The organism is Gardnerella sp. KA00243 (genome assembly GCF_049244105.1).
Taxonomy (GTDB): domain Bacteria; phylum Actinomycetota; class Actinomycetes; order Actinomycetales; family Bifidobacteriaceae; genus Bifidobacterium; species Bifidobacterium leopoldii.
The window spans coordinates 394,755-418,775 of sequence record NZ_CP058375.1 but is presented as its reverse complement, the minus strand read 5'-3'; the positions used below and the strand labels follow the sequence as shown (position 1 = coordinate 418,775).

Sequence of the window (24,021 nt, the reverse complement as noted above, 5' to 3'; positions counted from 1 at the left end):
GAGTCGCCATGACGCGAAGCGTCGTATATATTTACTCATTCGTACAGCATTCCATAGCATCACAATAATCATGAATGATGAATCTAAATGTTCATATTTTCGTTTCTTGCATAATTACTTATGTTGTCTGCGAGATTTTCTTTTATATAATCGCATTGATGCGGATGCTGTAGTTTTTGAAGTGTCTTCAGATTCTTGTGGATCTTCAACTTTTTCTGTTAACGGTATTTCTTCTGTAACAGAATTTTCGTCTAGCAAGTTTACTTCTGAAGAATCAGGATAATCTGCATCGTTTTGGGATTTTTCAGATTTTTCAGATTCATTAGCTACAGTCTCTTCAATTTTTTCAGTTTGATTTTCAACTTTAATTTCGCGATTTTTGTCATCATTATTTTCATATAATTTTTCGTCAATAGTTGAATTGTCAATTAAATCAGATTCAGATAAATTATTTTGTTCATCTTTATCTGTTGAGGCTTCTTTTTTGTTACGCAATTTTGAATCTAATTTTCTGCGCTTACGACGATGCATCTTACTGTCTTCAATTGCTTCCTCAATAAGCTCAACGTCTGCTCGCTCATCTCGTGGAGCTTGTTGCAAAATGTCAATATGATAATCGTCGTATGCAGGCTCAGATTGAATCCAAAGCTGCGATGGCTCAGGTGGTTCAATGTCAGAATGCTCACCACAAGCATGATCAAGCGAGACAACTCGCCCATCGTCTGGGCTCCACATGTTTGCGCATACGCCAAACATAGAGCCTAAACTTCCAGCTAGAGGAATGAGGAATCCACATGATGAACATGCTTTGCCATCGGCAATTTTTGTAGATAACGACTTTGGACCATGTTGACCTGCGTACCAGCGTTTAGCTGTTTGCGAAATTGCTTCCGCAGTCATTACTCGTCTGCGAGACAGTCTTAGCGTTGAAACAGTTTCTTCGAGATCTTCATCAAAATCATTATTTGCATCGCAAGATTCTTGATTTTGATGAAGATCTTTTTCTGCGTTTGCGTTTGTGTCTGCATCTTCTTCGCTAGTATTAGCTTCAGTATTATCTTCAGCCTCAGTATTAGCTTTAGCGTCATCTTCAGTTTTAGACTCAGAATTATCATCTGAATTTGCTGATTCTATATTCTTTTCAGAATTACTATCATCAATATTATTTACTTGACGGAAGCCATCTTCTAGTCGAGAATCGTCTTCAGATGTGCCAATAGAATCCATTACAGAAAGATCACTTGGTTTCAATCGGTCTTTCCATGGAATCCATGGTGGTGGAAGCAAAGAATCTTCAGTAGGAACAAGCGTTGATTCATTCACAGTCCAACGTTGCGTTTCCTCATCATGATACAACGTAACTGACCACTGCCAGCCTTCATATCCAACTAAATTGCTTACGAAACGAAAGTCTGTAACTCCGTCACCAAGCTCTGTAGAAGATACAAAATCACCTACTGCACCAGTACGTTCTGAAGTTTCCACAGCTATACTTCTAGCTAGTTCTTGTGGATCCATCACTTCATCAGTCATAAATAATATTCCAGACACTATTCCTGAACGTCAAAATTATCTGCCACTGCACGCAACAATGTAGCAAGTTTTTTGCTTTCAGCAGTTGATGGATAATGACGTCGACGCAAACCATTACCAGCAGAATCAAGAAGTTTAATAAGATCTTCTACAATAGCCGCCATATCTTCGGCTTTAGGACGAGTAGCCTTGACAAGCGACGGTGCTGTTGCAATAACATTCAAACCCATCGCCTGTGGTCCTTTGCGACCTTCAATTACAGAAAACTCAACTCGTGTACCCTTGTGTAAAGTTTTTACAGTAACTGGCAATGCTGCTGCTGGCAGGAAAACATCCTTACCATCATCTCCAACAATAAAGCCGTACCCCTTCTGCGTATCGTACCAACGCACGCGCCCATTGGGCATAACACACCTCGCTCCAAATAATTCTCATTTCGCACGCTGAAGTGCACAAGGCATAAAACATCAGCATATGCGATAGGTCTATAGATAGTGTACCAAATATTATTATTACTTGTTTCCTTATTACATTGTAGCGCATACACGCGGGCAATAAAATTTTTTTAACCTACGCAGGTGTTACTAATGCAAATATTTTATTCACTAACAAGTTTAGAAGGATCTTCAATTTCATTAACTGGCAGCACTACAGTAAGAGTTAAGCCATGAGGTTTAACATCTATCGGCTCAGATCCATCCATAGTGTCATCAAGATTAGTTTTAGAATTGGTCGATGCTTCTAATGGAGAAGATATAGTTGCGCAAATAAAACCATGATGTGCTTTTACTACAGATTGCGCAATCGCCATACCTAAGCCAGTTCCACCTTTTTCTCTAGCTCTTGATGGGTCAGCAATATAGAAACGTTCGAAAATTCTAGACAAAGATTCTTCTGGAACTCCAGGACCATGGTCAACAACTCGAACTACTGCATACTTATGACCTGTATCAGTAGATTGGCTGACTTCCGCTGCTTCCAAAAACTCCTTGAGTGATTCTCTCACGGAAGGTAATTTAGATAATTCAGCTGGAGTTATAGACGCTTTCATAACTCCTACAGCAATTTCTACAGGAGAGTCAACGGGAGTGTATCTATGAATATTTCCTACAATATTTGTCATTACTTGTCGTAATCTAGCTCCATCGCCAAGTAACATAACACTTGGAAGTTTTCCAGCATGGAATTGGAGCTTACGCTCAAAATTGCAATTTGTGCAATTCATAAGCTTCCACTCATCCGAAATAGTCAAATAGCCTTGCTGAACGGATCTAGCAGGATCAAGAGCATGTAAATCATTAGCTGCGTCAGAAAGTATTGGAGACAAGCTAACTTGCTGTGAAATATTAATTCCACGACCTTCATCAAAACGCGCCAAAGAAAGTAAATCTTCTACTAGCTCAGTCATTCTTTCGCTAGAAGCTTTAATGTGAGCAATAGAGTCATCTGCTCTCTCCTGCTCTCCTGGCATGTTGCGCCACATTGTATACAATTCAGCGTATCCATGAATTGCAGCCAATGGAGTACGTAATTCATGACTTGCATCTGAAACGAATCGCTTCATTTTTTCTGTCATATCTTCTTGCTCATTAAATCCTCTTTCAATACGAGCGAGCATAGAGTTAAGAGAAGCTGCTAAAGATCCAACCTCAGTATTTTCAGGAGCAGATGGAACTCGTTTGCTTAAATCTCCAGAAGCAATTTTCGAAGCTGTTTTTTCAATTCGTTTTAACGGTCTTAAGGCTGATTGAATAATAATTGCTGCAAATACTGCTCCAAACAAAATAACTGCAATACTTACCATTATGCAGTAACGAGTAAGTGTGCTAACGGTGTCAATTTGATCGCTAAGAGATAAAGCAATATAGACGTAACCGCTAACGCTTAACTCTGAGTTATAGTTATTCTTTTGACCCCACGTTAATACTAAAACTCTCCATGGTGATTTTGCAGCTTTTTTAGTGATTGCATCGACTTTATTGGTATTTCCCCTGACGATTGCAGGTGCTGTGTAAGGTTTGTGAGTAACAATTTTTTTACTATCAAAACCGTCTGCAGGAAGTTTAGGAACCGAAACAATCGATCCTTTAATTTTTGGTATTAATGGAGTAGAAATAATCTTATTATGCGTATCCCTAACTTGCATAAAGTAATTATTCGGACCTACTGAAGATTGATTTGAGTTTTTCATGCGCAATGAATCAACATTGTCATAAACAAATTGCGCTTGACCGGCTAATTGTGCATCAGTTTTTTCTAGCAAATAATTTCCTACGAGCTGCTGAATCGATAGTGATATGCAAAAAGCAGCTACAGTTAAAATAGCGAGAGTACATGCAACTAAGCGCGTACTCAGTGGTATCGTATTTATGCGACGACGTAGCCAACAGGTTTTACGAGGTTTTTTATCTTTTTTGTCATTTTCGCTTAGCACTATCGCAACACTTTTTCCAGCAGTGCTAACATCTGAATCATCTTTAGAGTTATTATTCGTACTGTTGCTAATAGTTGATTCAGCATTATCGTAGTTATTATTACTAGATTGCATGATCAGGCTTGACCTGCCTTAGGTTCTCGAATCATATAACCGATGCCACGTTTAGTTTCAATAAGAGGAACTACTTTTTGCGGCTTTCCTGAATCGTCAGTAATTTCAATGCCATCAATCTTCTTTCTTAAATAAGAAATATAAGATTCAACTATCGCTGCGTCTCCGCCCCAATCGTACTGCCATACATGATTCAAAATCTGGCTTTTTGACAGAACTCGACCTTCATTGTCCATAAGATAATGAAGTAGTTTGTATTCAGTTGGGCTAAGTTCGATTGGCATACCGCATCGAGTTACATCATGAGAATCTTCATTAATCTCAAGATCCGCAACTTTTATAATATGAGTTTCTTCATCAGGTTCTTGTGTTCTGCGAAGAATTGCTCGTATTCTTGCCACTACTTCTTCCAAGCTGAATGGCTTTGTAACGTAGTCATCTCCACCAACGGTTAGACCCATAATTTTATCTTGTGTATCGTCTCTTGCAGTTAGGAACAATACAGGAACTTTAATCCCATTTTGACGAATACGTCTCGTAACAGTAAAACCATCAATATCTGGGAGCATAACATCCATAACGATAAGATTTGGATTTACTCGTTCAATTACTTCAACAGCTTCTGAGCCGGATGCAGCAGTTTCTACTTCAAACCCAGCAAAATGCAAAGATGCTACCAAAAGTTCACGGATTGATGGCTCGTCATCGACCACGACAATAGATGCTTCAACGTTCTTACTCATATTGATTAGCATCACTTATCAAGCTGAATGTTTCCTGAATAATTGCTGAAAATAAAACAAGTTATCGAATATTTTTTGTCTACCTGTGACGAGCGTGCCTTCTACGAGCTTTTCTAACACCAGCAAGTACTTGACGTTGTATGCGATTCTTTCTAAACAGAATAATCGCGACTATTGAGAATAATGCCAACAATATTAATAGCATAATAATTGTAGAAATAAGACTTGCAGAAGAAGTTGTTGACGTACGTTTTGCACGCATTATTTGTTTCATCATCATTATTGCAGATTGATCCCAATGCGTTCCAGTTGTGCTTACTAATGGCTTATAAGCTGCATCGGATAACGAGTCTACAGTATTTTTATTTTTGAGCCATTCATCGGAATTAGGCGAAACAGCTACAACTAATCTTCCATCATGAGTTGCTACTGCAAGCAGCACAGTATTTTTAGCTGGAAGCGTACTAATCAACAAATCACTAGCCCATTTTGATGGATTTTTTGTATTTCCAAAAGTAGACAAATATAAGAGCCTAACATTTACTCCTGTACGCTTTTTTGTTGTCTCAATCATGTCAGCAACTTTACTGACAGAATCCCCAAGCAAATTTTCTGTGTCTGTTATTGAGTCTGTTGCAACTATTCCAGAATTTTGCTCATTACTTTCAGCATATGCATTAATTGTATTTACTCCATTTAAAGGTGAAAATATGAGCGAATTTATTGGAAGAGTTGGAAGAATAAAAGAAAAACTAAATAAAAATGCCATTAATAAAAGCAATACGCGTTTAGCTAAAAATAGTTTTGAGTGAAGATGCTGGTAGTTAAAATTTGCAACGCGCGTGCAAGCTAAGCTTTTAACCACATTGGCGCATAAATCTTTTTCGTACTTTTTTGATGGCATATATTCATAATAGCGTGACATCACACAAGTAAAAGTACCATTATAAAAATCTTTGCTTAATTTATGTGAAATGTTTCGCAAAAATAATTTATAAAGAAGCGTTTATTTAGACGCAAAACAAATGGAGGGGAAATATGGCACAATTTCGAGTTGATTCAGAGCAAATTCAGCAGGCTGCGGCAGCCGTTGGAACCTCGGTTAGTGCAATTAGAGATGCAGTCAACGGGATGTATGCCAATTTACAGCAATTACAAAGCGTGTGGACTGGATCGGCGGCTACACGATTTGCGTCGACCGCTCAGCAATGGCGAGCAGCGCAACAACAAATGGAACAATCGCTAGAAGCAATTCAGCAAGCTATGCAACATGCATCAGGAGTGTATCTTGATGCTGAAACGCAAGCTACTTCGTTATTTGGGATGAGCTGATTAATGTGATGAAAAAGTAAATGGCGACACGCTTACATTGAGCATGCCGCCATTTACTTAAACTATTGAGTTTTAGACTTTTGAGCCACTTTTATTTTTTATTTAGTAGCCCATGTCGGCACCAGCTTGTGGTGCAGCAGCTGCCTTCTCAGGCTTGTTGGCAACAACAGCTTCAGTAGTTAAGAACAAACCAGCAATAGAAGCTGCATTCTGTAGAGCAGAACGAGTTACCTTAACTGGGTCAGTAACGCCGGCAGCCATCAAATCTTCGTAAGTGTTAGTTGCAGCATTGAAGCCTTCGCCTTCTGGAAGTTCGCGTACCTTGTTGAGAACGACGTCTCCAGAAACACCAGAGTTTTGAGCGATCTGCTTAATTGGAGCTTCTACAGCACGGAACACAATCGCAGCACCTGTAGCTTCTTCACCCTTAAGCTCTGTGATAGCTGGTGTCTTTTCAATCTTCGCAGCAGCCTGAACCAAAGCTACGCCACCGCCTGGAAGCAAACCTTCCTCAATGGCAGCCTTAGCATTACGAACTGCATCTTCAATGCGATGCTTGCGTTCCTTAGCTTCGACTTCAGTAGCAGCGCCAACCTTAATAACAGCAACGCCACCAGCGAGCTTAGCAAGACGCTCTTGCAACTTTTCGCGATCGTAATCAGAATCAGTGTTCTCAATTTCGGCGCGAATCTGAGCTACGCGAGCATCAACATCTTCCTTTGAGCCAGCACCGGAAACGATAGTTGTTTCATCCTTAGAAACAATCACCTTAGCTGCATGACCGAAAACAGAAGCATCGATTGAATCAAGCTTCAAACCAAGATCGTCGGACACAACCTGTGCACCGGTCAAAATAGCCATATCCTGGAGCATAGCCTTACGACGATCGCCGAATCCTGGAGCTTTAACAGCAACAGTATTGAAAGTTCCACGAATCTTGTTCAAAACAAGCGTTGGCAATGCTTCACCATCAACATCTTCAGCAATAATAAGCAATGGCTTACCAGACTTCATAACAAGCTCAGCAATGTGGACGATATCCTGCTGGCTTGAAACCTTGCCAGAAGTGAGCAAAATGTATGGATCTTCAAGAACAGCAGTTTGATCGTCAGCGTTAGTGACGAAGTAAGGGGAAATATAACCCTTATCAAAGCGCATACCTTCAGTGAAGTCCAAGTCAAGACCAAACTTGTTGTTGTCTTCAACTGTGACAACACCATCCTGACCGACTTTATCCAAAGCTTCAGCGATCTTTTCGCCAACTTCAGGATCAGCTGCAGAAATCGTAGCAGTAGCAGCAATCTGTTCCTTGGTCTCAACATCCTTTGCAGAAGCAAGCAATTCCTTAACGATTGCTTCAGCAGCCTTTTCAATGCCGCGACGAAGAGCAATTGGGTTGCTTCCTGCAACAACGTTCTTCAAACCTTCATGCACCAAAGACTGTGCCAAAACAGTAGCAGTTGTGGTTCCGTCGCCTGCAACGTCATCAGTCTTCTTAGCTACTTCTTTAACAAGTTCGGCGCCAATACGCTCGTATGGATCTTCAAGATCAATTTCCTTAGCAATAGAAACACCATCGTTAGTAATGGTTGGAGCGCCGTAGGCTTTGTCAAGCACAACGTTTCGACCCTTTGGACCAAGTGTAACCTTAACAGTGTCTGCAAGCTTATCAAGACCTGCGAGCATACCCTGACGGGCGTCCTCTTCATAGGCAATAATCTTTGCCATTATTCCTCCACATACGTTATTTATGGACTTTTCACTGCAATCTTGAGTAATAAGCCGTCAGCTGCTTATTATCACTCTCAAGGCTTGAGTGCTAATTTGAAGATTAGCACTCTATGTACCCGAGTGCCAACTTTTTTGGCGTTTATACACAAAAACCGGTTAGAAATAATTCTAACCGGTTATTTTTATGCGAAAAATATTACTTGCAAAGCACAACTACAATCGGAGAAACGATTTCTTTTTCGTTTTCGACAGCGCTAATACCTAAAGTCTTTGCAATATCTTCAGCTGCAGCTTTTTGGGAATCGTCTTTATACCAAACAACAGATTCGCTTGGGACTTTACCAGTTGGATTTCCAGCTGTCACATTTGCGTATCCTGCTTGCTTTAACTTATCTGCGCCAGCAGCAGCATGACCGCTTATCTTGGTTGCGTTAAGAACTTTCACAGCAACTGATTTGTCCAGTGAAGTTTGTGCTTTAGAATCATTTGCTGAATTATCTTTAGAGTCATCAGCATCTTTCTTATCTGATTTATTTTCTTCAGATTTATTATTATCGTCGTCATCATCTTCGTCTTCAGAAGATTTATCTTCGTCGCTTTTAGCAGACTTTTTGTTTTCAGAAGGCTTAGTAGGAGATGCTGATTGAGATGATTGTTGCTGATGGTTCCAAGGCAACGGAAGATGTGAGATTTCACCAGAAGCAATAGCCCAAACCAAAACGCCAACAACCGCCGCAATGATTAATGCAACAAAATAAGGAAGTATTACGGCATACCACGCAGGATTTCCACGATGAACTCCAACTGGTCCCTCTGGTGGCTCATCAAAAGCATCAGGCGTATACGACACGTTCTGATTATTTCGCGCCATAATTGCACTCCTTATAAAAGATCATTTAAACAACAATGAATCTATATTATCCAATGCTTAGCACAAAGCACAAATTTAGAAAATTTGATTAATTTCCTTTTATGGTATGCCTTGACATACAGTAGCAATATGAATCCTCAAAATATTAAACCTTTAAACGAGCTAATGGATCCTGATTGGGCTGAAGCATTAAAGCCAGTTGAGCCACAAATACGCGCAATGGGAGTATTTTTGCGAGAGCAGATAGAAAGCGGACATCATATTCTTCCTGCTAGCCACAATATTTTGCGTGCTTTTTCTATTCCACTAAAAAGCATTAAAGTTTTAATTGTTGGCCAGGATCCATATCCAACGCCGGGCCATCCAGTAGGCTTAAGTTTTTGCACAGCTGCAAAAGTGCGCCCACTGCCAAAAAGTCTCATAAACATTTATAAAGAATTAGTAAACGATTTAGGCGTAGAAACTCCAAAGAGTGGAGATCTAACACCGTGGACCAGGCAGGGTGTGATGCTTCTTAACAGATGTTTAACTGTTGAGGCTGGTAAGGCAAATAGCCACCAAGGAAAAGGTTGGGAGCCTGTAACCGATGCAGCTATTCGAGCATTAAACAATAGAACTGATTGCAATGGTAATCCATTGCCGCTTGTAGCTATTTTATGGGGTCGTAATGCGCAAAGTTTGGCTCCTTTGCTGACGAATGCAACTCTTATTACATCAGCGCACCCAAGCCCTCTTTCTGCAATGCGAGGATTCTTTGGATCGCATCCATTTTCAAGAGCTAATCAGGCCTTAATTAATATGGGAGTTTCGCCAATTAATTGGTCCCTAGATTCTCAAGAAATCTAATTGTCTTAAATATTGCAAATTATCTTATAAAGACAATAAAAATGCCATTTTTGAACATGTCAGTACTGCATATCGGTTAAAATGTCTCTTATGGCATTATTTCCACCGCAACCACAGAAGAAACCGTTAACCGATAAAACTTCAATTGCTTCTAAGCTTGGCATTGGATCAGCTGTACCTCAGCCGTCTGCTGTTTCTAATACAAGTGCGCAAGTTACTGCAACTATTTCGAGTGATGACATACGTCGTTGCCAGCAAATTGCAAATATTTTGCGCGCACGTTTTGCACAAACCTTAGTCGGTCAAGACGCTTTACGAGAGTCTCTTATCCTTACTCTTATTGCAGGCGGACACATTCTTATTGAATCAGTACCAGGTCTCGCAAAAACTACTGCTGCTCAAACTCTTGCAACAGCTATGTCAGGTAGTTTCCGTCGTGTGCAGTGTACTCCGGATTTAATGCCAGCAGATTTAGTTGGTACTCAAGTTTTTGATTTTGCTTCCCAACGTTTTACTACGCAAATTGGTCCTATCCATGCAAATGTTATTTTGTTGGATGAGATTAATCGTTCAAACGCAAAAACTCAATCTGCAATGCTTGAAGCTATGGCAGAAGGAGCAACAACTATTGGAGGCGAAAGAATTCCTCTGCCTCAACCATTTATGGTTATTGCTACGCAAAATCCAATTGAGGAAGAAGGAACATTTAATCTTCCAGAAGCCCAGATGGATCGTTTTATGGTAAAAGCAGTTATGACTTACCCTAATCCTGACGAGGAAGTTCGTATGCTGCAATTACTTACTCAACGAGGATCGGATGTCGTTGATCCTTCAAAGCTAAATACTCAACGCATAAGTTTGCAAGATGTTGTTTTTATGCGTACTGCAGCGCGTCACATACACGTTTCTGAAGCAGTTATGAAGTATGTAGTTGATCTTGTTGCCACTTCTCGCGGTGAAGGTACGCATCCACTTCCTACGATTAATTCATTGGTTCGTATGGGAGCTAGCCCTCGTGCATCAATTGCACTTATTCGTATTGCTCAAGCTCACGCTTTACTTTCTGGACGCGATTATGTGATACCTGAAGATATTAAATTGTTTGCGCATGAAGTGTTAAGGCATCGCATACTTTTAACTTTTGAAGCTTTAGCTGATTCTATTACTACAGATCAAGTAATTGATGCATTAGTTAAGACGGTTCCTGTGCCATGATGCGTACGAAGCGGTTAGTATTATCTGAACCTGCTAAAGCCGTGCGTCGCAAAATTGAGCTTTTGGATCAGCGAATTGATTTGCCTATTGCGCGTAAAGCTTTAGGCTTATTAGAGGGAGACCATCCTTCGCACAGGCGTTTTGGCACAGGTGATGTTATTGACATACACGCATGGCAGCCAGGAGATGAAGCTCGCATGATGAACTGGTCTGCGAGCGCTCGAACTGGACAGCCTATGGTGTCTTCTAGAGAGCGTACTTCGTCTTCTCATACTTGGATTGCTTTAGATACAAGCATAAATATGAATGGAGCTTGTGTTTCTGGAGAATCTCTGTATGAAGTTGCGTCTAATTCTGCATGCTTTTTTGCGTCTTTGAGTTTAAAACGTCATGATGCTGTTTCGTTGTTGTGTGCAGATGGAAAAAATGTTATCAATGTTCATGCTGCCAGCAACTTTTCTGATTTTGAGCGAAATCTAGATTATACGTTGCTTAATACTCGTAAAAATACCAGAGATATTGATGCATTGCTTACTTCGCTACTAAAAAATATTGACAATAATGGTCTGGTAGTTTTAATAACTGATGAGTATGCATTACAAGCTCATAACGCTGAATCTTTGCGCAAAATTACGCAAAACCATAAGCTTGTTGTTATTGTTATTTCTCCTATTAATCCTTTTGATTCTGCAATTGATTTGCAAATATTTGATGGAATTACTTTACGTAAAGTACCAGCGTTTTTGAAAAAAGAATCAAATAAAAATGAAGTTGAAGCTCGTAGAAATATTAGAATAAACGCTTTATACGATATGCTGCTTGGTGTTCAATCTTCAATAATTCATGGTTCTTCAAGTGAAGAAGTTTTCCATATTTCTGCGCAAAAAGTGAGCCGTACAAATTATCTTGCTGACTCATTTAGCAAGGAGGTTGAATAGAATGAGCCTGGAAGATATTCAAAAGCCTTTACATGATGAAACGCTTTTTTTAATACTACTTTCTGCATCGCTTGTTATTATCTTTATTGCTTTTGCGGTTTTATATTTTTCTTTTAAAAAGCCAAAGAAATTAGCTGAAAGTAGCAATTCTACAGAAGCAGTTCACGTTCATAATGTAAACAAACAAGCTTGGCGTAAAGATATTGATGCGATTGTTGAGAAGTATCATAACAATGAACTTACTAAAGATCAGGCTTGTGCAAAATTGGCGTCTATTGCTAGATCTTATATTTCGAAGATGAGCGGTGAAGATATTCAAACTCACACTTTGGGAGAATTGGCTTCTTTGCGTTTGAAATGGCGCAATAAAAAAGGTGCTGATATGTTACGCCAAACAATATCTGCTTTGTATCCTCCAGAATTTGCTGATCGCAAAGCAAACGAGCAAGCGCGAAATACTACTGTTGAGCAGGCTGCTGAATGGGTTTTAGTATTGCTTGAAGGCTGGCAAACGAAGGACAAACGTTGATGAGTAATAATGTTTGGGAATACATATGGCCATGGAGATGGCAATGGCCGCTGCTTTTTGTTGCAGGTGTTGTTGTTTCTGTAGCAATTTTTGCTGTCTTACTAATTTTAGATTCCATTCGTAGCAATATTTTAAAAAAGAAGTATAAGAGTCAAACTAGTAATATTACGCGAAAATTCTATACTTTTACTTTTGACAATGATCTACAAGGAACTACTACTAGTCATTCATGGTATATGTGGCGAATGTTTAGAAAGTTTGCTACGGCTGCATTGGTAGTATCTTTGTGCAGTGCGCTTGCTGTTGCTTCCAGGCCAGCACGAGTGTTTAATGCGAACGAGCAAGTTAGTTCTAGAGACATTGTTTTATGCTTAGACGTTTCAGGTTCTGCTCTACCATATGATCGCGAAGTGATTCAAGCGTATCTTAATTTTATTGAGCATTTTCAGGGTGAACGCATTGGATTGAGCATTTTTAACTCCACATCTAGGACAGTTTTTCCACTGACTGACGACTATCGATTGGCTAAAAAACAATTGCAATATGCTGCAAATTTGCTTGGCGGAGTTCAATCGCAAAGTCGCATTAATCGTTTACAACAACGTCAATATCAAGAAATTTCTGACTGGCTTGAAGGAACTCAAAATCGCAAAAACGCAACATCGCTTATTGGAGACGGTTTAGTTAGTTGCGCAGCAATGCTTCCAGGTTTTATTTATGGTTCTGCTCATAATAACCATAAAATACAAAGCCGTTTTAATAGGAGTTCTTCTATTGTTCTTGCTACAGATAATGTTGTTTCTGGAAAACAAACTTACTCATTAAAGCAAGCTTTAGATTTAACAAAGCAGGCTAAAATTACTGTCGATGGGTTATATTCTGGCGCAAAACAGAATGAGAATGATGACACTACATTAGAAATGAAACGGCTTATTGAATCTCATGGTGGAATTTTCCTGTCTCAACGCAATTCTGATTCCGTTATTAATTTAGTAAAAGAAATTGAAAAAAGACATACAGCAATTCCTCAAGGCGCTGCTCAGTCTGCATTTAGTGACGATCCTGGTCTTTGGGTTTTGTTTACTGTATTTAGCGTTGTGATTTGGCTAGCTATTGCAAAGAGGATGAAGCGATGACAACAACACTATTTTCTGCTACTACCCTACTGTTTGCACATGCTAAAACTGAAGCTTCTGACACTTCTCAAGCAGGTCAGTTGGTTTTTTCTCCATCATATGGTTGGATTATTGCGATTATTGCAATATTGGTTTTGTTGGCAGCAATGTTTTTTGAAATTGTGCCTATACGCAGGAAACCTGAATCAAGTGATGAAACTTTTTGCATGAGATTAAGACGTATTGGCATATGTATAATGCTAATAATTTGCGTGCTATCTCCAAGTATTATGCGTTCAACTTTACAAAGAGCAGTAAATGCAACAAACGTGATTATTGCTCTAGATATAACAGGTTCAATGAGAGCAAAAGACGCTGATTATGCAAAAAATAGTAAGATTGAGCGTATTGAAGCAGCAAGGAATATTATTCATCAAATAACAAAATCCTATGCTAACTCAAGTTTTGCTGCTATTTCTTTTGGTGCTTCTACGTCTGTTGATGTCCCATTGACGCCTGATGCTAGAGCAGTTGACAATTGGATAAATACTCTACGAACTGAGCCAACTAGCGTAGCTACTGGAACTAGTCTTGACGCACCTATAGATCAAACTTTGCTTACTGCAAAAGCTATACATGATGCTCATCCAGATGACACAACAGTTTTGTATGTTATAAGCGACGGTGAGGAAACAACTCAACGGAAGCGCCGCACATTTTCATCGCTCAGAGCTTATATTACTAACGCATTTGTTATTGGAATAGGCTCATCTAAAGGAGCTAAAATACCTTTGGAAAAAACACAGCTGCAACTTGACGACTACAGCGAAAACAATACCTCTAATCAATGGGTTATTGATCCTGCTACGGGCAATCCTGGCATTTCAAAGCTTGATGAAAAGAACTTACGAAATATTGCCGATGAGCTTAGCGGCAAGTATATGCACTCATCTTTAAATGTAACATTTGGAGACGAAGCAAAACCAATTCTTTCACACCAATGGAGAATGAACGAGACAGCAAAGCCTCGTTTGAGACCTGAACCAATTATTTGGCCGTTTGCAATATTTGCGTCGATACTTTTAATTTGGGAATTAATGTCGTGGTTTATAACTTCAAGGAAATTAGTATGAAGCACATGTCTAGTCGCACAATTATTCGCATTGTTACATTCTTGTTCTTGATTATTGCGATATTAATAGCGTATTTTGCTATCGTAAATTGGAGAGCACAATACGCATATAATGCTGCTACTGATAGCCTTATTTCTAACATAAAATCTTCCAAGAGTATCGATAGCGACAAGAATGTGCTTTTAACTCAGCAACAGCAAACTGATGCTCAATTTGATGATGCTAAATCTCAAGAAATGATGCTGCTTCCTCAACTTCGAAGTAGTATTGACAAAAATGCTGAATTATCACGAAAGTTAACAGAAAAATTAAAGCAGAATCAAAACAATACTAATAAGCAACAGAAACCGAAAAAGCATAACAATCATTTTAAAAACGATAATTCTGACAATCCTTCTAAAGATAAAAAGCAGTCAGATTCGTCTAAGCCTCAGTTGGACAATACTCAGCGCAATAAAGTTGAAAACTTGCTAAAACAGAACGATCATGTGGATTCTAAATATTCACAGGATCAAGAAGACCAGCAAGGTTTAGAAAAGACAGAAAAACGTACTAAAACTGATGAAAGCAGCAATAAGCCTTGGTAATTTTAAATCTTCAAGATTGGTTATAAGCGAAGCAATAAGCATTGAATAACCTTTTAACCACATTGAATATTTTTTAGTGACTTTTTATTAATGAACGTGTGTAATAACGATTATGCACACATATTACGAATGGCAATGGCTTATACAACGCACTCAAGAGTGCGCTCGCTGCGTTATAGCAGAATCCGCAGCGACTGAATTAGAAGATTGGCAAGGGCTTGCAGCCGAACATTTTCGTCATAGTATGAAAAATATTTCCGCACAAGCGTATGCGTTATATAACATTCGCGGAGGAATATAGTATGTCTTGGAAAGTTAAGTCCTCTGTTGTAGGTGGAATGACGATTAGCGTTGCTGATAGAGAAGCGTATATTAGTTTTTCCAGAAAACTCAACAATATTGCTAAAGAATTGCTTACGCTAAAAAATTTATGGCTTAATGCAGCGATGGTTATTGCCGGTCAAAATTATGGTATACAAAAAGAATCAGGAGCATATATTCATGATTCTTCGCAATCATTTTTAACTGAAAGCATATGTCATGAGTATGCTCATAAATGTTATTTAATGTCTCAAAATTTAGAAAATCTTGCTTTTCTTATTGTAAGAGCAAATAATTTATATGAAGATGCAGAATTTCGTGCAAAAGACGAGTTAGACAATAAAATTTCTTTCTTGGCTCTTGCAAACCCTATTTTTGCTTTACACGTTTTATTGTCCGCAAGTCTTGCTGTCAAACAAGATGATAAAAATCATTCAGGTTTCCAATATCTTGCTAAATGGTCCTACGCAACTAAGAGTATGCAACAAGGAATTATTCGAGGTTTATCGCAGCACCTTATTTTAAATCCTATTACAAGTTTGCCAATATTTATTGCCGGAAATGCGAAAGGCCCCATAAATAAAAAAGAGCGTGAAACCTCACTAAACTTTTTATCCAATGCTCAAAAATATTTATCACAAGCTATTCCATTTATTTCTAGTGCTCTTAGCTTCGTAAGCGCGCCTATTAATGATCGAAAGCAAGGTAATAATTTACTTCTCACTAAAGTAAATGAGACGTGGAGAAAACCTGGATCTGTTCTTGCTAGACCTGGACGTAATCTGCTTGAAACTTTAGAAAATTTAACGGAACTTGGAAGCGGAAATTTGGGCGTTAGGCCACCACTTGTTAATCCAGATGCTGCTACTATTGCAATTCAACGTTTTAAGCGCAGCGATGGCAGTTCGTCATGGTTAGTAATAATTCCAGGAACTGACGGTAAAGCACACTCTCCTTTTGGTTGGGCACAAAACGCAGAAGTAATGAGTCATAGTTCTTTAATGAGAAAACAAGCTGATAGCACTCGAATGGTTGTAGAAGCTATGAAACGTTCTGGAATTAAACCTAACGAGCCTGTTGCTTTAGTAGGCCATTCTCAGGGAGGCATTGTTGCAGCAAGCATTGCAAGCGATTACTCTAAACAGTACAACATACAGCATGTTGTTACTGCTGGATCTCCTATTGCAAATCATCCAATTCCCAAGAAGACTTGGGTTACTAGTATTGAGATGGACGATGAGATTGTACCATCTTTAGATGGCAAGGAGAATCCTCGTAGAAATAATTGGGTGACTATTCATGGGCATGCAATTCATGTTAAAGAATCTAAGCGTTCTTTACCTCCTGGAGTCACGCGTTTTTCTGGCAAACAATATTCGATTAAAAAATTCGATAATGACGGAATATTCGTTAATGATGTTCCAGAAGAAGGAACTTTAACTCATGATTTGCATTACCATACTGCAGCTTATGAAGATGCTCTTCAACTCGGATCTAAAAGTGTGCGCGAACAAGATCGACATTTTCAGAATACTATTAATGGCAAATTGCAAAGTACTACATTGTGGCAAGGAGTAATGAAAAAATAAAATAATTAAATTCTTATCGAGTAAAATTAAGCTAATTCGCAGCATGATGTAACCTTAAACTATGAAGCTTACCGATATTTCTCCTGCAATAGCTCTGACTCCTCTCGATGGACGTTATCATAATCAAACATCCGCACTCGTTGAATACTTAAGCGAACCTGCGTTAAACCGCGAGCGCATGCGTGTAGAAGTTGAGTGGATGATTCTTCTCGCAAATGGTTATGAAGCTAATCGATTCCAGCCAATTGTTAAGGGTGTTAATCCTTTAACTGATGAAGAATGCTCATATTTGCGTTCTATTCCTGAAAATTTTGATGCTGAAGGAATTGCTCGTCATGCTGCGCATGAGGCTATTACTCATCACGATGTTAAAGCAGTTGAATACTACATTGACGATGCGTTAGACGAAGCAGAGAATAAGCTTGGTCATGCTACTGAGCTCTCAAATTTAAAAACTTTAGTGCATTTTTCATGCACAAGTGAAGATATTAATAATCTTTCTATTGCGCGTTGCGTAAAGCAAGCTGTTTTAAACGTTTATCGTCCGAATTTAGAAGCGATAGTTGATTATTTAGTTAAGAATGCTAACGAATATAGAGATTTATCTATGCTTTCGTTAACTCATGGCCAGCCTGCTACTCCAACTACTTTGGGTAAGGAATTGGCAGTGTTTGCATATCGTTTACGTCGTCAACTTCGTCATCTTGATAATCAAGAGTATTTAGGAAAGTTGAATGGTGCTACAGGAACTTTTGGAGCTCATTTAGCTGCTTTCCCAGAAGTTGATTGGATTAGCGTATCTCAAGAGTTTGTTGAAAATAGAATGGGTCTTCAATGGAATCCATTAACAACTCAAATTGAAAGCCACGATTGGCAAGCTGAACTTTATAGCACTGTAAGTCACATAAACCATATTTTGCATAATCTTGCAGTTGACGTATGGATGTATATTTCTAGGGGTATTTTTGTGCAAGTTCCTGTAAAGGGAGCTACAGGATCTTCTACTATGCCTCATAAGGTTAACCCTATTCGTTTTGAGAACGCTGAAGCTAATCTTGAGATTTCTTGCTCACTGTTTGACACATTATGTGCAACTCTTACTGAAAGCCGCTGGCAGCGTGATCTTACAGACTCTACTACTCAAAGGAATGTTGGCTCAGCTTTCGGTTATGCTCTTCTTGCTTTGAATAATCTTTTAGGCGGTTTGAAGTCTATTCATCCTAATAAAGAATTTATGGCAAAAGAATTAGACGGAAATTGGGAAGTTCTTGGAGAGCCAATTCAAACAGCAATGCGTGCTGAAGAAATTGCTGGCGTACCTGGTATGGAACGACCATATGAGCAAGTAAAAGAATTAATGCGCGGTCACCATATTTCACAAAGTGACGTAGAAGAATTCATTAAATCTCGTAGCTTTGATGCCAATACTGCAGCTCGTTTGCAAGCAATGACACCAGAATCTTACACTGGATTTGCTTCACGATTGGTGGACTTTATTGATTAAGTAGACGGTAAAGCCATGCAATCTAGCATAAATCCAAATCTTGTTATTGAAGATACTCAGCCTAGCTTAGTACGTAGTTGGGCTGATTTGTTGTATGCAATATCATCAGTTGTAATTGGCGTTTTTACTTTGTTGTCGTCAATGTGTTTATCAGCAACAGCTGATGCTATGAAGATTGATGCACGAAGTGCTACTCAAATTATAGGATTATCTTTTAATAATCTTTCATTTGTTCTGATACAGCAAGGTCTTACTCTCATTGTTGTTGCAGAAGTTATTGCACACATGGTTTCTGACAGGCGTTGGATTGATACCGCTATTTCTGTTATTACACTGTTTATAAGTTATGGTTCAGTATGGCTGTTATCTATTGCGATATTTTCTACACACAATATAGCTTTGATTGAATCTTTACAAATGCAGTCCAATAACACTTGGGCTGATTTGCTTCCAGACATGTATGCTGTTCTAGTTGCTTTTCTTACAGTTAGTGGTCCTAGACGCGAATATAAGCATGTAATGTGGGGCTGGAATGCTTTATTCATTGTTACAGCAATACTTCTATTTTCATCTTGGGACTCCTACTCTGCTGTTCTTGTATCATGCTGCTTAGGAAGAGCAATTGGTACGCTTATTCGTTTCGCAAAAGGCACACGCAGTAAGGGTGCTTGGGGTGACGATATTGTTCTTGCTTTAAAAAATATTGGCATAGATAATCTTACTCAATTAACTCGTAGAACTCAGCAAGCTGATCATACTGGAGTTCTTCGTTCAAGTCTTGATGACGATTTAATTGAAAATTCAAGATTGTATGATGCAACAGACATTCACGGCATACGTTATGTAATTTCAGTATTAGATAATCAAGTTCATTTACCAGGTTATTTAAATCAATTATGGCAGTGGGTGCGTTTAGTAGATATACCGACTCGTAGAGATCGTTCTGCTAGGCATTCTGTTCATCACCATCTTTCTATGCTTCTTGTTTTACGAAATATGCATTTGCCAACAGCGAATGTTTATGGAGTAAGCGACAGTGATAAATCTTCAATAATGGTTTTTCACGCTTCTAACGCTCTGCTGCCTTGTAATTTGAACACTTTAACTATTGATGATGCAGCAAAATTAATGCGTTATGTCGATGCGGCTAATACTCGCGGTATTACGCATAGACGCATCACTCCTGAAACTATTGCTAGGCTTGAAGATGGAACCCCAGTTATTGCAGGTTGGCAAAATGGCGATGTTGCCAGCGATGATACAAATATTGCACTTGATAAAGTTCAGCTTTTAACGCTTATTGCATCTTGCACAGATATTGACACTGCTCTTAAAGCTGCTATTAACACATGGGGTGTAGAAAAGTTATCTGCGCTATTGCCTTTTATGCAAAAAGCCGCTATTCCTGCTTCTACGAGATCTTTGCCATCTTGGAATAAAAAAGTTTTCCAAAATCTTTGCAATAAGCTAAGTGAAACAGTTGCTTTAAGCACAGATGAAGAAGAATATGATACTGTGCGTTTAGCTCGTTTCAATATACGTTTCTTTGTTAGCTTAGTTCTTTCGATTGTTGCTGTTGCTGTTATTGCTACACAGTGGCATCCGCAGGAAATATTTGCTGCCTTGCGTCACGCAGATAATGTAATGGTATTTATGTGCTTTGCTTGCAGCATGTTTGCTTGGATTGGATCTGCAATTACTCTCGGCTCATTCATGGATGATCAAAAACCTTCTGCACATGTTTTGTTTGCATCTCAAGCAGCTTCTGGTTTCACAGCAGTTTCTATGCCTGCTGGTGTTGGTCCTGCATTTGTAAATATGCAATTATTAAAGAAAAACGGGTACACCCCAGCTCAAGCTACAGCAATTACTAGTGCAGTATGGCTTATTCAAGCATTAATGACAACTTTGGTATTACTTTCTATAGGCGTTTTCACTGGTAAAAATGTGCTTTCTGGAATGATTCCTACTCATATGCTCATTACTTTCATTGGAATAATCACTCTTATAGTTTGTGTTTTAATGGTTATCCCGTCCGCTCGTAAAACAATTCGCAAACATTATTTGCCAATATTATCTGATTACGGTCGTCAAATTAAGGAACTTATTTCACATCCTATGCAACTTATTGCGGGCTCTTTCGGTGCTATTGTGCTTGTTTCATGCATTGGATTGGGTTATTGGATTTCTTTACTTGCATTTGGATATTACGCAAATCCTTGGGAAACAATCTTACTATTCTTACTTGCTAACGCTGCTGGGTCGGCAGTGCCTACACCAGGCGGCTTGGGTGCTGTCGAAGCTTCTCTTACTTTCGCTTTTACATCTGTAGGTGTTCCTCCAACAGTTGCTTTGTCTGCCACCCTTCTGTATAGACTTATGTTCTACTGGTTAAGAATTCCGTTAGGCGCGTTTGCAATGAAGTGGCTTAGCAATAATGAGCTTATATAAGTGAGATTTACAAACATTTGTGTATTTTTATTAGCAAATATCGTATCTGATTTAATACGAGTATGTTTTAAATAAAAAATAACAAAAAATAAATAAAAATATTAAGAAAAAATGCAAAAATGGCTACATTTGTAGGGAAAATGTACTAGTATCTAGTATGAACGTGACCTTTGAAGAGAAGGTCCCCTGACACAAAGGATGCTGCATGGCATACAACAAGTCTGATCTCGTTTCTAAGATCGCACAGAAGTCCAACCTGACCAAGGCACAGGCCGAAGCCGCCGTCAACGCATTCCAGGATGTGTTCGTTGAGGCTTTACAGTCCGGTGAAGGTTTGAAGCTTACTGGTCTGTTCTCCGCAGAACGCGTAAAGCGTGCTGAGCGCACTGGCCGCAACCCGCGTACCGGTGAAACAATCAAGATTCCAGCTTCTTACGGTGTACGTATTTCTGCTGGCTCCTTGTTGAAGAAGGCTGTCACTGCCTGAAATTAAGCGTTTTTCGTATTTATTACATTAAACAAATACTATTTGCGCAAAAACGAAGATGGGCACTCCAAAGCTGGGGTGCCCATCTTTTATAAATCTCCTCGTTCCATTTTTCGCAAACGCGGCTCTGCGCTATCTTTTGCTCCCGTAATGCGGTAAACGTCAAAAACGCCTTCAATTTTACGGATAGCAGCAAGTAGAGTTGCTAAGTGCTGAGGATCTGCCATTTCAAAGGTAAATTGACTTGTTGCAACACGGTCATCGCCTGTAGCAATAGTTCCGGAAAGAATATTTACTCCATGATCTGAAAGAACGCGAGTAACATCCGAAAGAAGATGTTGTCGATCCAATGCTTCAACTTGGACCTTAACCAAGAACAAGCCTTTATCGCTAGTCCATTGAACAGGAATAACGCGCTCTGATTGAGTTTTTTGCAAATCGAGCATGTTCTGGCAGTCAGTCCTATGCACAGACACACCTTGGTTTCGTGTTATAAAACCAATAATCATATCTCCTGGAACTGGCATGCAACATTTTGCAAGCTTTACCCAAACGTCTCCAACACCCTTAACTGATACTCCCAAAGCGCCGTTAGACTTATGGCTGCGCTCAACATGACGTAAAGGCAATGCTTCTTGTTCTACTTCTTCTGCAACTTCATCAGCGCCCGCATCTTTTACTAAACGCGAAATAACATTCTGTGTAGAAACTTGGCCTTCGCCAATAGCCGCATATAAAGACTCAACATTAGTAGGCAAATTCAATTCATCAGCAACGCCAATTAATGCCTGCTGCGTCATCAAAGTAGTTAAAGGCAAGTTACGTTTACGCATAGCGCGAGTTAGCTCATCCTTGCCCTCTTCAATCGCCTCAGAGCGGCGTTCCTTGCTAAACCATTGACGTATTTTATTTCGAGCACGAGGAGATTTTACAAAACTCAGCCAATCGCGTGATGGTCCAGCTGTATCCGACTTTGAAGTAAGTACCTCTACAGTGTCACCGTTTGAAAGCTTCGTATCAAGAGGAACTAAACGTCCATTTACACGAGCACCCATCATGCGATGACCAACTTCAGTATGCACAGAATATGCAAAATCAACAGGAGTTGCATCCTGCGGAAGCGCAACAATACTCCCCTTTGGAGTAAAAACATAAACTTCAGAAGCACCAAGATCTTGCTTTAATGAACCTAAGAATTCATCTGAATCTGGAGTCTCACTAGTCCAATCAGCAAGCTGTTGAATCCACTTAAGATTATCTGCTTCGCTAAGCTCTTTTTTGTCATCAATATTATTTTCGCGTTTTAAATCATCATTATCAGGCTTACTTAAAGCGCGACCAGCCTGACCATTAGCTTTGTACTTCCAATGCGCTGCGATACCAAATTCAGCACGCCTATGCATATCCCATGTGCGTATTTGAATCTCTACTGGCTTTCCACCAGGGCCTACAACTGTAGTATGCAAGCTTTGATACATATTCAACTTTGGAGTTGCAATGTAATCCTTAAAACGTCCTGGAACAGGGCTCCATCGAGCATGCACTGCACCTAATGCTGCATAACAGTCACGAATAGAATCGACTATTATTCTCACGCCAACTAAATCGTAAATATTAGCAAAATCATGACCTCGAACGATCATTTTTTGGTAAATAGAGAAATAATCTTTTGGTCGACCTTTTACTGATGCTTTAACGTGTTGTTCTGCAAGATCTGCATTAATTTCTTCAAGAATTTGTCGTAAATAAACTTCGCGCTGACCTGCTCTACGAGCAACTAAAACAACAATTTCATTATAAATTTTTGGATACAGTACTTTAAAACTCAGCTCTTCAAGTTCAGTTTTAATTGCATTCATACCTAAACGGTTAGCAAGAGGCGCATATACGTCAAGAGTTTCTCTTGCTTTTTTATGTGAACTTGATGGCTTAACATACCTCCAAGTGCGAGCATTGTGCAAACGATCCGCAAGCTTTACTACAAGCACTCGCACATCGCGGCTCATTGCAACAACCATCTTACGAATAGTTTCTGCTTGAGCACTTTCGCCATATTCCATGTTGGATATTTTTGTAACACCATCTACAAGACCTGCTACAGTATCGCCAAATTCAGCTCGACATTCTTCTAGCGTGTAATCTGTATCTTCTACAGTGTCGTGTAATAATCCTGAAGCAACAACAATTGGTCCCATTCCAAGATCTGCAAGAATTTGAGCTACAGCAAGAGGATGAATAATGTATGGCTCACCAGATTTGCGTCTTTGACCTGTATGCTGCTTTACAGCACGATCATAAGCTCTATGAAGAATGCTCATATCCTCATTAGGATGATGCCATTGGCACATGCTCAATATTGGCAATAATGGATTTCGAGAATCTTCGCTGATTTCACATCCGAGCCTATTGGATCCTTTTACATCCTCTTGAAGTTCACCCATTTGGCACCTCCTGGTACTTTTACTATCCTACCTGCAATTCGCTCAATACACTACAAAAACAAAAAATACATACAATAAATCCGACTCAGTTTTAAAAACCGGTCGGA

General features: G+C 39.3%; 21 protein-coding genes. 13 read left to right on the top strand and 8 right to left on the bottom strand.

The window, feature by feature from the left end; translation table 11 throughout:
• Nucleotides 1-114: 114 nt before the first annotated feature.
• The 5 genes from HXT50_RS01640 to HXT50_RS01620 form a co-directional block, all read right to left on the bottom strand.
• Nucleotides 115-1,533 (bottom strand): DUF3027 domain-containing protein, encoded by a 1,419-nt coding sequence (locus tag HXT50_RS01640; protein WP_421776942.1) that lies wholly within the window; start codon nt 1,531-1,533, stop codon nt 115-117.
• Nucleotides 1,534-1,550: 17 nt separating this feature from the next.
• Nucleotides 1,551-1,940 (bottom strand): cold-shock protein, encoded by a 390-nt coding sequence (locus tag HXT50_RS01635; RefSeq protein WP_004106732.1) that lies wholly within the window; start codon nt 1,938-1,940, stop codon nt 1,551-1,553.
• 191 nt (nt 1,941-2,131) lie between these two features.
• Complete coding sequence (locus tag HXT50_RS01630) at nt 2,132-4,081, bottom strand: sensor histidine kinase (RefSeq protein ID WP_116442714.1); 1,950 nt, start codon at nt 4,079-4,081, stop codon at nt 2,132-2,134.
• Nucleotides 4,082-4,083: 2 nt separating this feature from the next.
• The gene (locus tag HXT50_RS01625; protein WP_004106736.1) at nt 4,084-4,824 is read right to left on the bottom strand and encodes a response regulator transcription factor; all 741 of its coding nucleotides are present in this window, start codon (nt 4,822-4,824) and stop codon (nt 4,084-4,086) included.
• Nucleotides 4,825-4,903: 79 nt separating this feature from the next.
• Nucleotides 4,904-5,809 (bottom strand): hypothetical protein, encoded by a 906-nt coding sequence (locus HXT50_RS01620; RefSeq protein ID WP_421776941.1) that lies wholly within the window; start codon nt 5,807-5,809, stop codon nt 4,904-4,906.
• Nucleotides 5,810-5,862: 53 nt separating this feature from the next.
• On the opposite strand from HXT50_RS01620, the gene HXT50_RS01615 reads away from it, so the two are divergent.
• Nucleotides 5,863-6,156: a WXG100 family type VII secretion target gene (locus HXT50_RS01615; RefSeq protein WP_004106739.1), complete on the top strand. Its 294-nt coding sequence runs from the start codon at nt 5,863-5,865 to the stop codon at nt 6,154-6,156.
• Between the two features lie 102 nt (nt 6,157-6,258).
• On the opposite strand, the gene groL is transcribed toward HXT50_RS01615, so the two are convergent.
• Together groL and HXT50_RS01605 are read right to left on the bottom strand one after the other, a co-directional pair.
• Nucleotides 6,259-7,884, bottom strand: coding sequence for a chaperonin GroEL (gene groL / locus HXT50_RS01610; RefSeq protein ID WP_004119509.1), 1,626 nt, complete (start codon nt 7,882-7,884; stop codon nt 6,259-6,261).
• A 199-nt stretch (nt 7,885-8,083) separates the two neighbouring features.
• Nucleotides 8,084-8,758, bottom strand: a complete 675-nt coding sequence (locus HXT50_RS01605; protein WP_004106743.1) for a LytR C-terminal domain-containing protein — start codon at nt 8,756-8,758, stop codon at nt 8,084-8,086.
• A gap of 129 nt (nt 8,759-8,887) precedes the next feature.
• Here HXT50_RS01605 and HXT50_RS01600 point away from each other — a divergent pair, with 129 nt between their 5' ends.
• The 12 genes from HXT50_RS01600 to HXT50_RS01545 all read left to right on the top strand — a co-directional run bounded on the left by HXT50_RS01600 (nt 8,888) and on the right by HXT50_RS01545 (nt 21,473).
• Entirely contained in the window at nt 8,888-9,604 is a 717-nt protein-coding gene (locus HXT50_RS01600; RefSeq protein WP_004106746.1) for a uracil-DNA glycosylase, read from the top strand.
• Nucleotides 9,605-9,694: 90 nt separating this feature from the next.
• Nucleotides 9,695-10,819 carry an AAA family ATPase gene (locus tag HXT50_RS01595; RefSeq protein WP_004119505.1) on the top strand — a complete coding sequence of 375 codons (1,125 nt, stop codon included), beginning with the start codon at nt 9,695-9,697 and terminating at the stop codon, nt 10,817-10,819.
• The gene (locus HXT50_RS01590; RefSeq protein WP_064340180.1) at nt 10,816-11,757 is read left to right on the top strand and encodes a DUF58 domain-containing protein; all 942 of its coding nucleotides are present in this window, start codon (nt 10,816-10,818) and stop codon (nt 11,755-11,757) included. Before HXT50_RS01595 ends, HXT50_RS01590 begins: the two co-directional genes overlap by 4 nt.
• Nucleotide 11,758: 1 nt before the next feature.
• Complete coding sequence (locus HXT50_RS01585; protein WP_174143352.1) at nt 11,759-12,286, top strand: hypothetical protein; 528 nt, start codon at nt 11,759-11,761, stop codon at nt 12,284-12,286.
• Nucleotides 12,286-13,422: a vWA domain-containing protein gene (locus tag HXT50_RS01580; RefSeq protein ID WP_421776940.1), complete on the top strand. Its 1,137-nt coding sequence runs from the start codon at nt 12,286-12,288 to the stop codon at nt 13,420-13,422. The genes HXT50_RS01585 and HXT50_RS01580 overlap by 1 nt, the downstream gene beginning before the upstream one ends.
• Nucleotides 13,419-14,534 carry a vWA domain-containing protein gene (locus HXT50_RS01575; RefSeq protein WP_174164382.1) on the top strand — a complete coding sequence of 372 codons (1,116 nt, stop codon included), beginning with the start codon at nt 13,419-13,421 and terminating at the stop codon, nt 14,532-14,534. The genes HXT50_RS01580 and HXT50_RS01575 overlap by 4 nt, the downstream gene beginning before the upstream one ends.
• Nucleotides 14,531-15,121 carry a DUF6466 family protein gene (locus HXT50_RS01570; protein WP_004119493.1) on the top strand — a complete coding sequence of 197 codons (591 nt, stop codon included), beginning with the start codon at nt 14,531-14,533 and terminating at the stop codon, nt 15,119-15,121. The genes HXT50_RS01575 and HXT50_RS01570 overlap by 4 nt, the downstream gene beginning before the upstream one ends.
• 112 nt (nt 15,122-15,233) lie before the next feature.
• Nucleotides 15,234-15,422: a hypothetical protein gene (locus HXT50_RS01565; protein ID WP_004119491.1), complete on the top strand. Its 189-nt coding sequence runs from the start codon at nt 15,234-15,236 to the stop codon at nt 15,420-15,422.
• Between the two features lies 1 nt (nt 15,423).
• Complete coding sequence (locus tag HXT50_RS01560) at nt 15,424-17,031, top strand: esterase/lipase family protein (RefSeq protein ID WP_117008801.1); 1,608 nt, start codon at nt 15,424-15,426, stop codon at nt 17,029-17,031.
• A gap of 61 nt (nt 17,032-17,092) precedes the next feature.
• Nucleotides 17,093-18,535 (top strand): adenylosuccinate lyase, encoded by a 1,443-nt coding sequence (gene purB, locus HXT50_RS01555; protein ID WP_415696186.1) that lies wholly within the window; start codon nt 17,093-17,095, stop codon nt 18,533-18,535.
• A gap of 15 nt (nt 18,536-18,550) precedes the next feature.
• Complete coding sequence (locus HXT50_RS01550; protein WP_116442712.1) at nt 18,551-20,986, top strand: lysylphosphatidylglycerol synthase transmembrane domain-containing protein; 2,436 nt, start codon at nt 18,551-18,553, stop codon at nt 20,984-20,986.
• A gap of 205 nt (nt 20,987-21,191) precedes the next feature.
• Nucleotides 21,192-21,473, top strand: a complete 282-nt coding sequence (locus tag HXT50_RS01545; protein WP_004119480.1) for an HU family DNA-binding protein — start codon at nt 21,192-21,194, stop codon at nt 21,471-21,473.
• Nucleotides 21,474-21,562: 89 nt separating this feature from the next.
• On the opposite strand, the gene HXT50_RS01540 is transcribed toward HXT50_RS01545, so the two are convergent.
• Nucleotides 21,563-23,914: a RelA/SpoT family protein gene (locus HXT50_RS01540; RefSeq protein WP_004119477.1), complete on the bottom strand. Its 2,352-nt coding sequence runs from the start codon at nt 23,912-23,914 to the stop codon at nt 21,563-21,565.
• Between the last annotated feature and the right edge of the window lie 107 nt (nt 23,915-24,021).

Coding starts and splice junctions, on each gene's coding strand:
- HXT50_RS01570 (WP_004119493.1), top strand. CDS start 14,531: ATGAAGCACATGTCTAGTCGCACAATTATTCGCATTGTTACATTCTTG.
- HXT50_RS01540 (WP_004119477.1), bottom strand. CDS start 23,914: ATGGGTGAACTTCAAGAGGATGTAAAAGGATCCAATAGGCTCGGATGT.
- HXT50_RS01560 (WP_117008801.1), top strand. CDS start 15,424: ATGTCTTGGAAAGTTAAGTCCTCTGTTGTAGGTGGAATGACGATTAGC.
- HXT50_RS01640 (WP_421776942.1), bottom strand. CDS start 1,533: ATGACTGATGAAGTGATGGATCCACAAGAACTAGCTAGAAGTATAGCT.
- HXT50_RS01600 (WP_004106746.1), top strand. CDS start 8,888: ATGAATCCTCAAAATATTAAACCTTTAAACGAGCTAATGGATCCTGAT.
- HXT50_RS01545 (WP_004119480.1), top strand. CDS start 21,192: ATGGCATACAACAAGTCTGATCTCGTTTCTAAGATCGCACAGAAGTCC.
- HXT50_RS01590 (WP_064340180.1), top strand. CDS start 10,816: ATGATGCGTACGAAGCGGTTAGTATTATCTGAACCTGCTAAAGCCGTG.
- HXT50_RS01580 (WP_421776940.1), top strand. CDS start 12,286: ATGAGTAATAATGTTTGGGAATACATATGGCCATGGAGATGGCAATGG.
- HXT50_RS01605 (WP_004106743.1), bottom strand. CDS start 8,758: ATGGCGCGAAATAATCAGAACGTGTCGTATACGCCTGATGCTTTTGAT.
- groL (WP_004119509.1), bottom strand. CDS start 7,884: ATGGCAAAGATTATTGCCTATGAAGAGGACGCCCGTCAGGGTATGCTC.
- HXT50_RS01625 (WP_004106736.1), bottom strand. CDS start 4,824: ATGAGTAAGAACGTTGAAGCATCTATTGTCGTGGTCGATGACGAGCCA.
- HXT50_RS01550 (WP_116442712.1), top strand. CDS start 18,551: ATGCAATCTAGCATAAATCCAAATCTTGTTATTGAAGATACTCAGCCT.
- HXT50_RS01635 (WP_004106732.1), bottom strand. CDS start 1,940: ATGCCCAATGGGCGCGTGCGTTGGTACGATACGCAGAAGGGGTACGGC.
- purB (WP_415696186.1), top strand. CDS start 17,093: ATGAAGCTTACCGATATTTCTCCTGCAATAGCTCTGACTCCTCTCGAT.
- HXT50_RS01585 (WP_174143352.1), top strand. CDS start 11,759: ATGAGCCTGGAAGATATTCAAAAGCCTTTACATGATGAAACGCTTTTT.
- HXT50_RS01615 (WP_004106739.1), top strand. CDS start 5,863: ATGGCACAATTTCGAGTTGATTCAGAGCAAATTCAGCAGGCTGCGGCA.
- HXT50_RS01565 (WP_004119491.1), top strand. CDS start 15,234: ATGCACACATATTACGAATGGCAATGGCTTATACAACGCACTCAAGAG.
- HXT50_RS01630 (WP_116442714.1), bottom strand. CDS start 4,081: ATGCAATCTAGTAATAATAACTACGATAATGCTGAATCAACTATTAGC.
- HXT50_RS01595 (WP_004119505.1), top strand. CDS start 9,695: ATGGCATTATTTCCACCGCAACCACAGAAGAAACCGTTAACCGATAAA.
- HXT50_RS01575 (WP_174164382.1), top strand. CDS start 13,419: ATGACAACAACACTATTTTCTGCTACTACCCTACTGTTTGCACATGCT.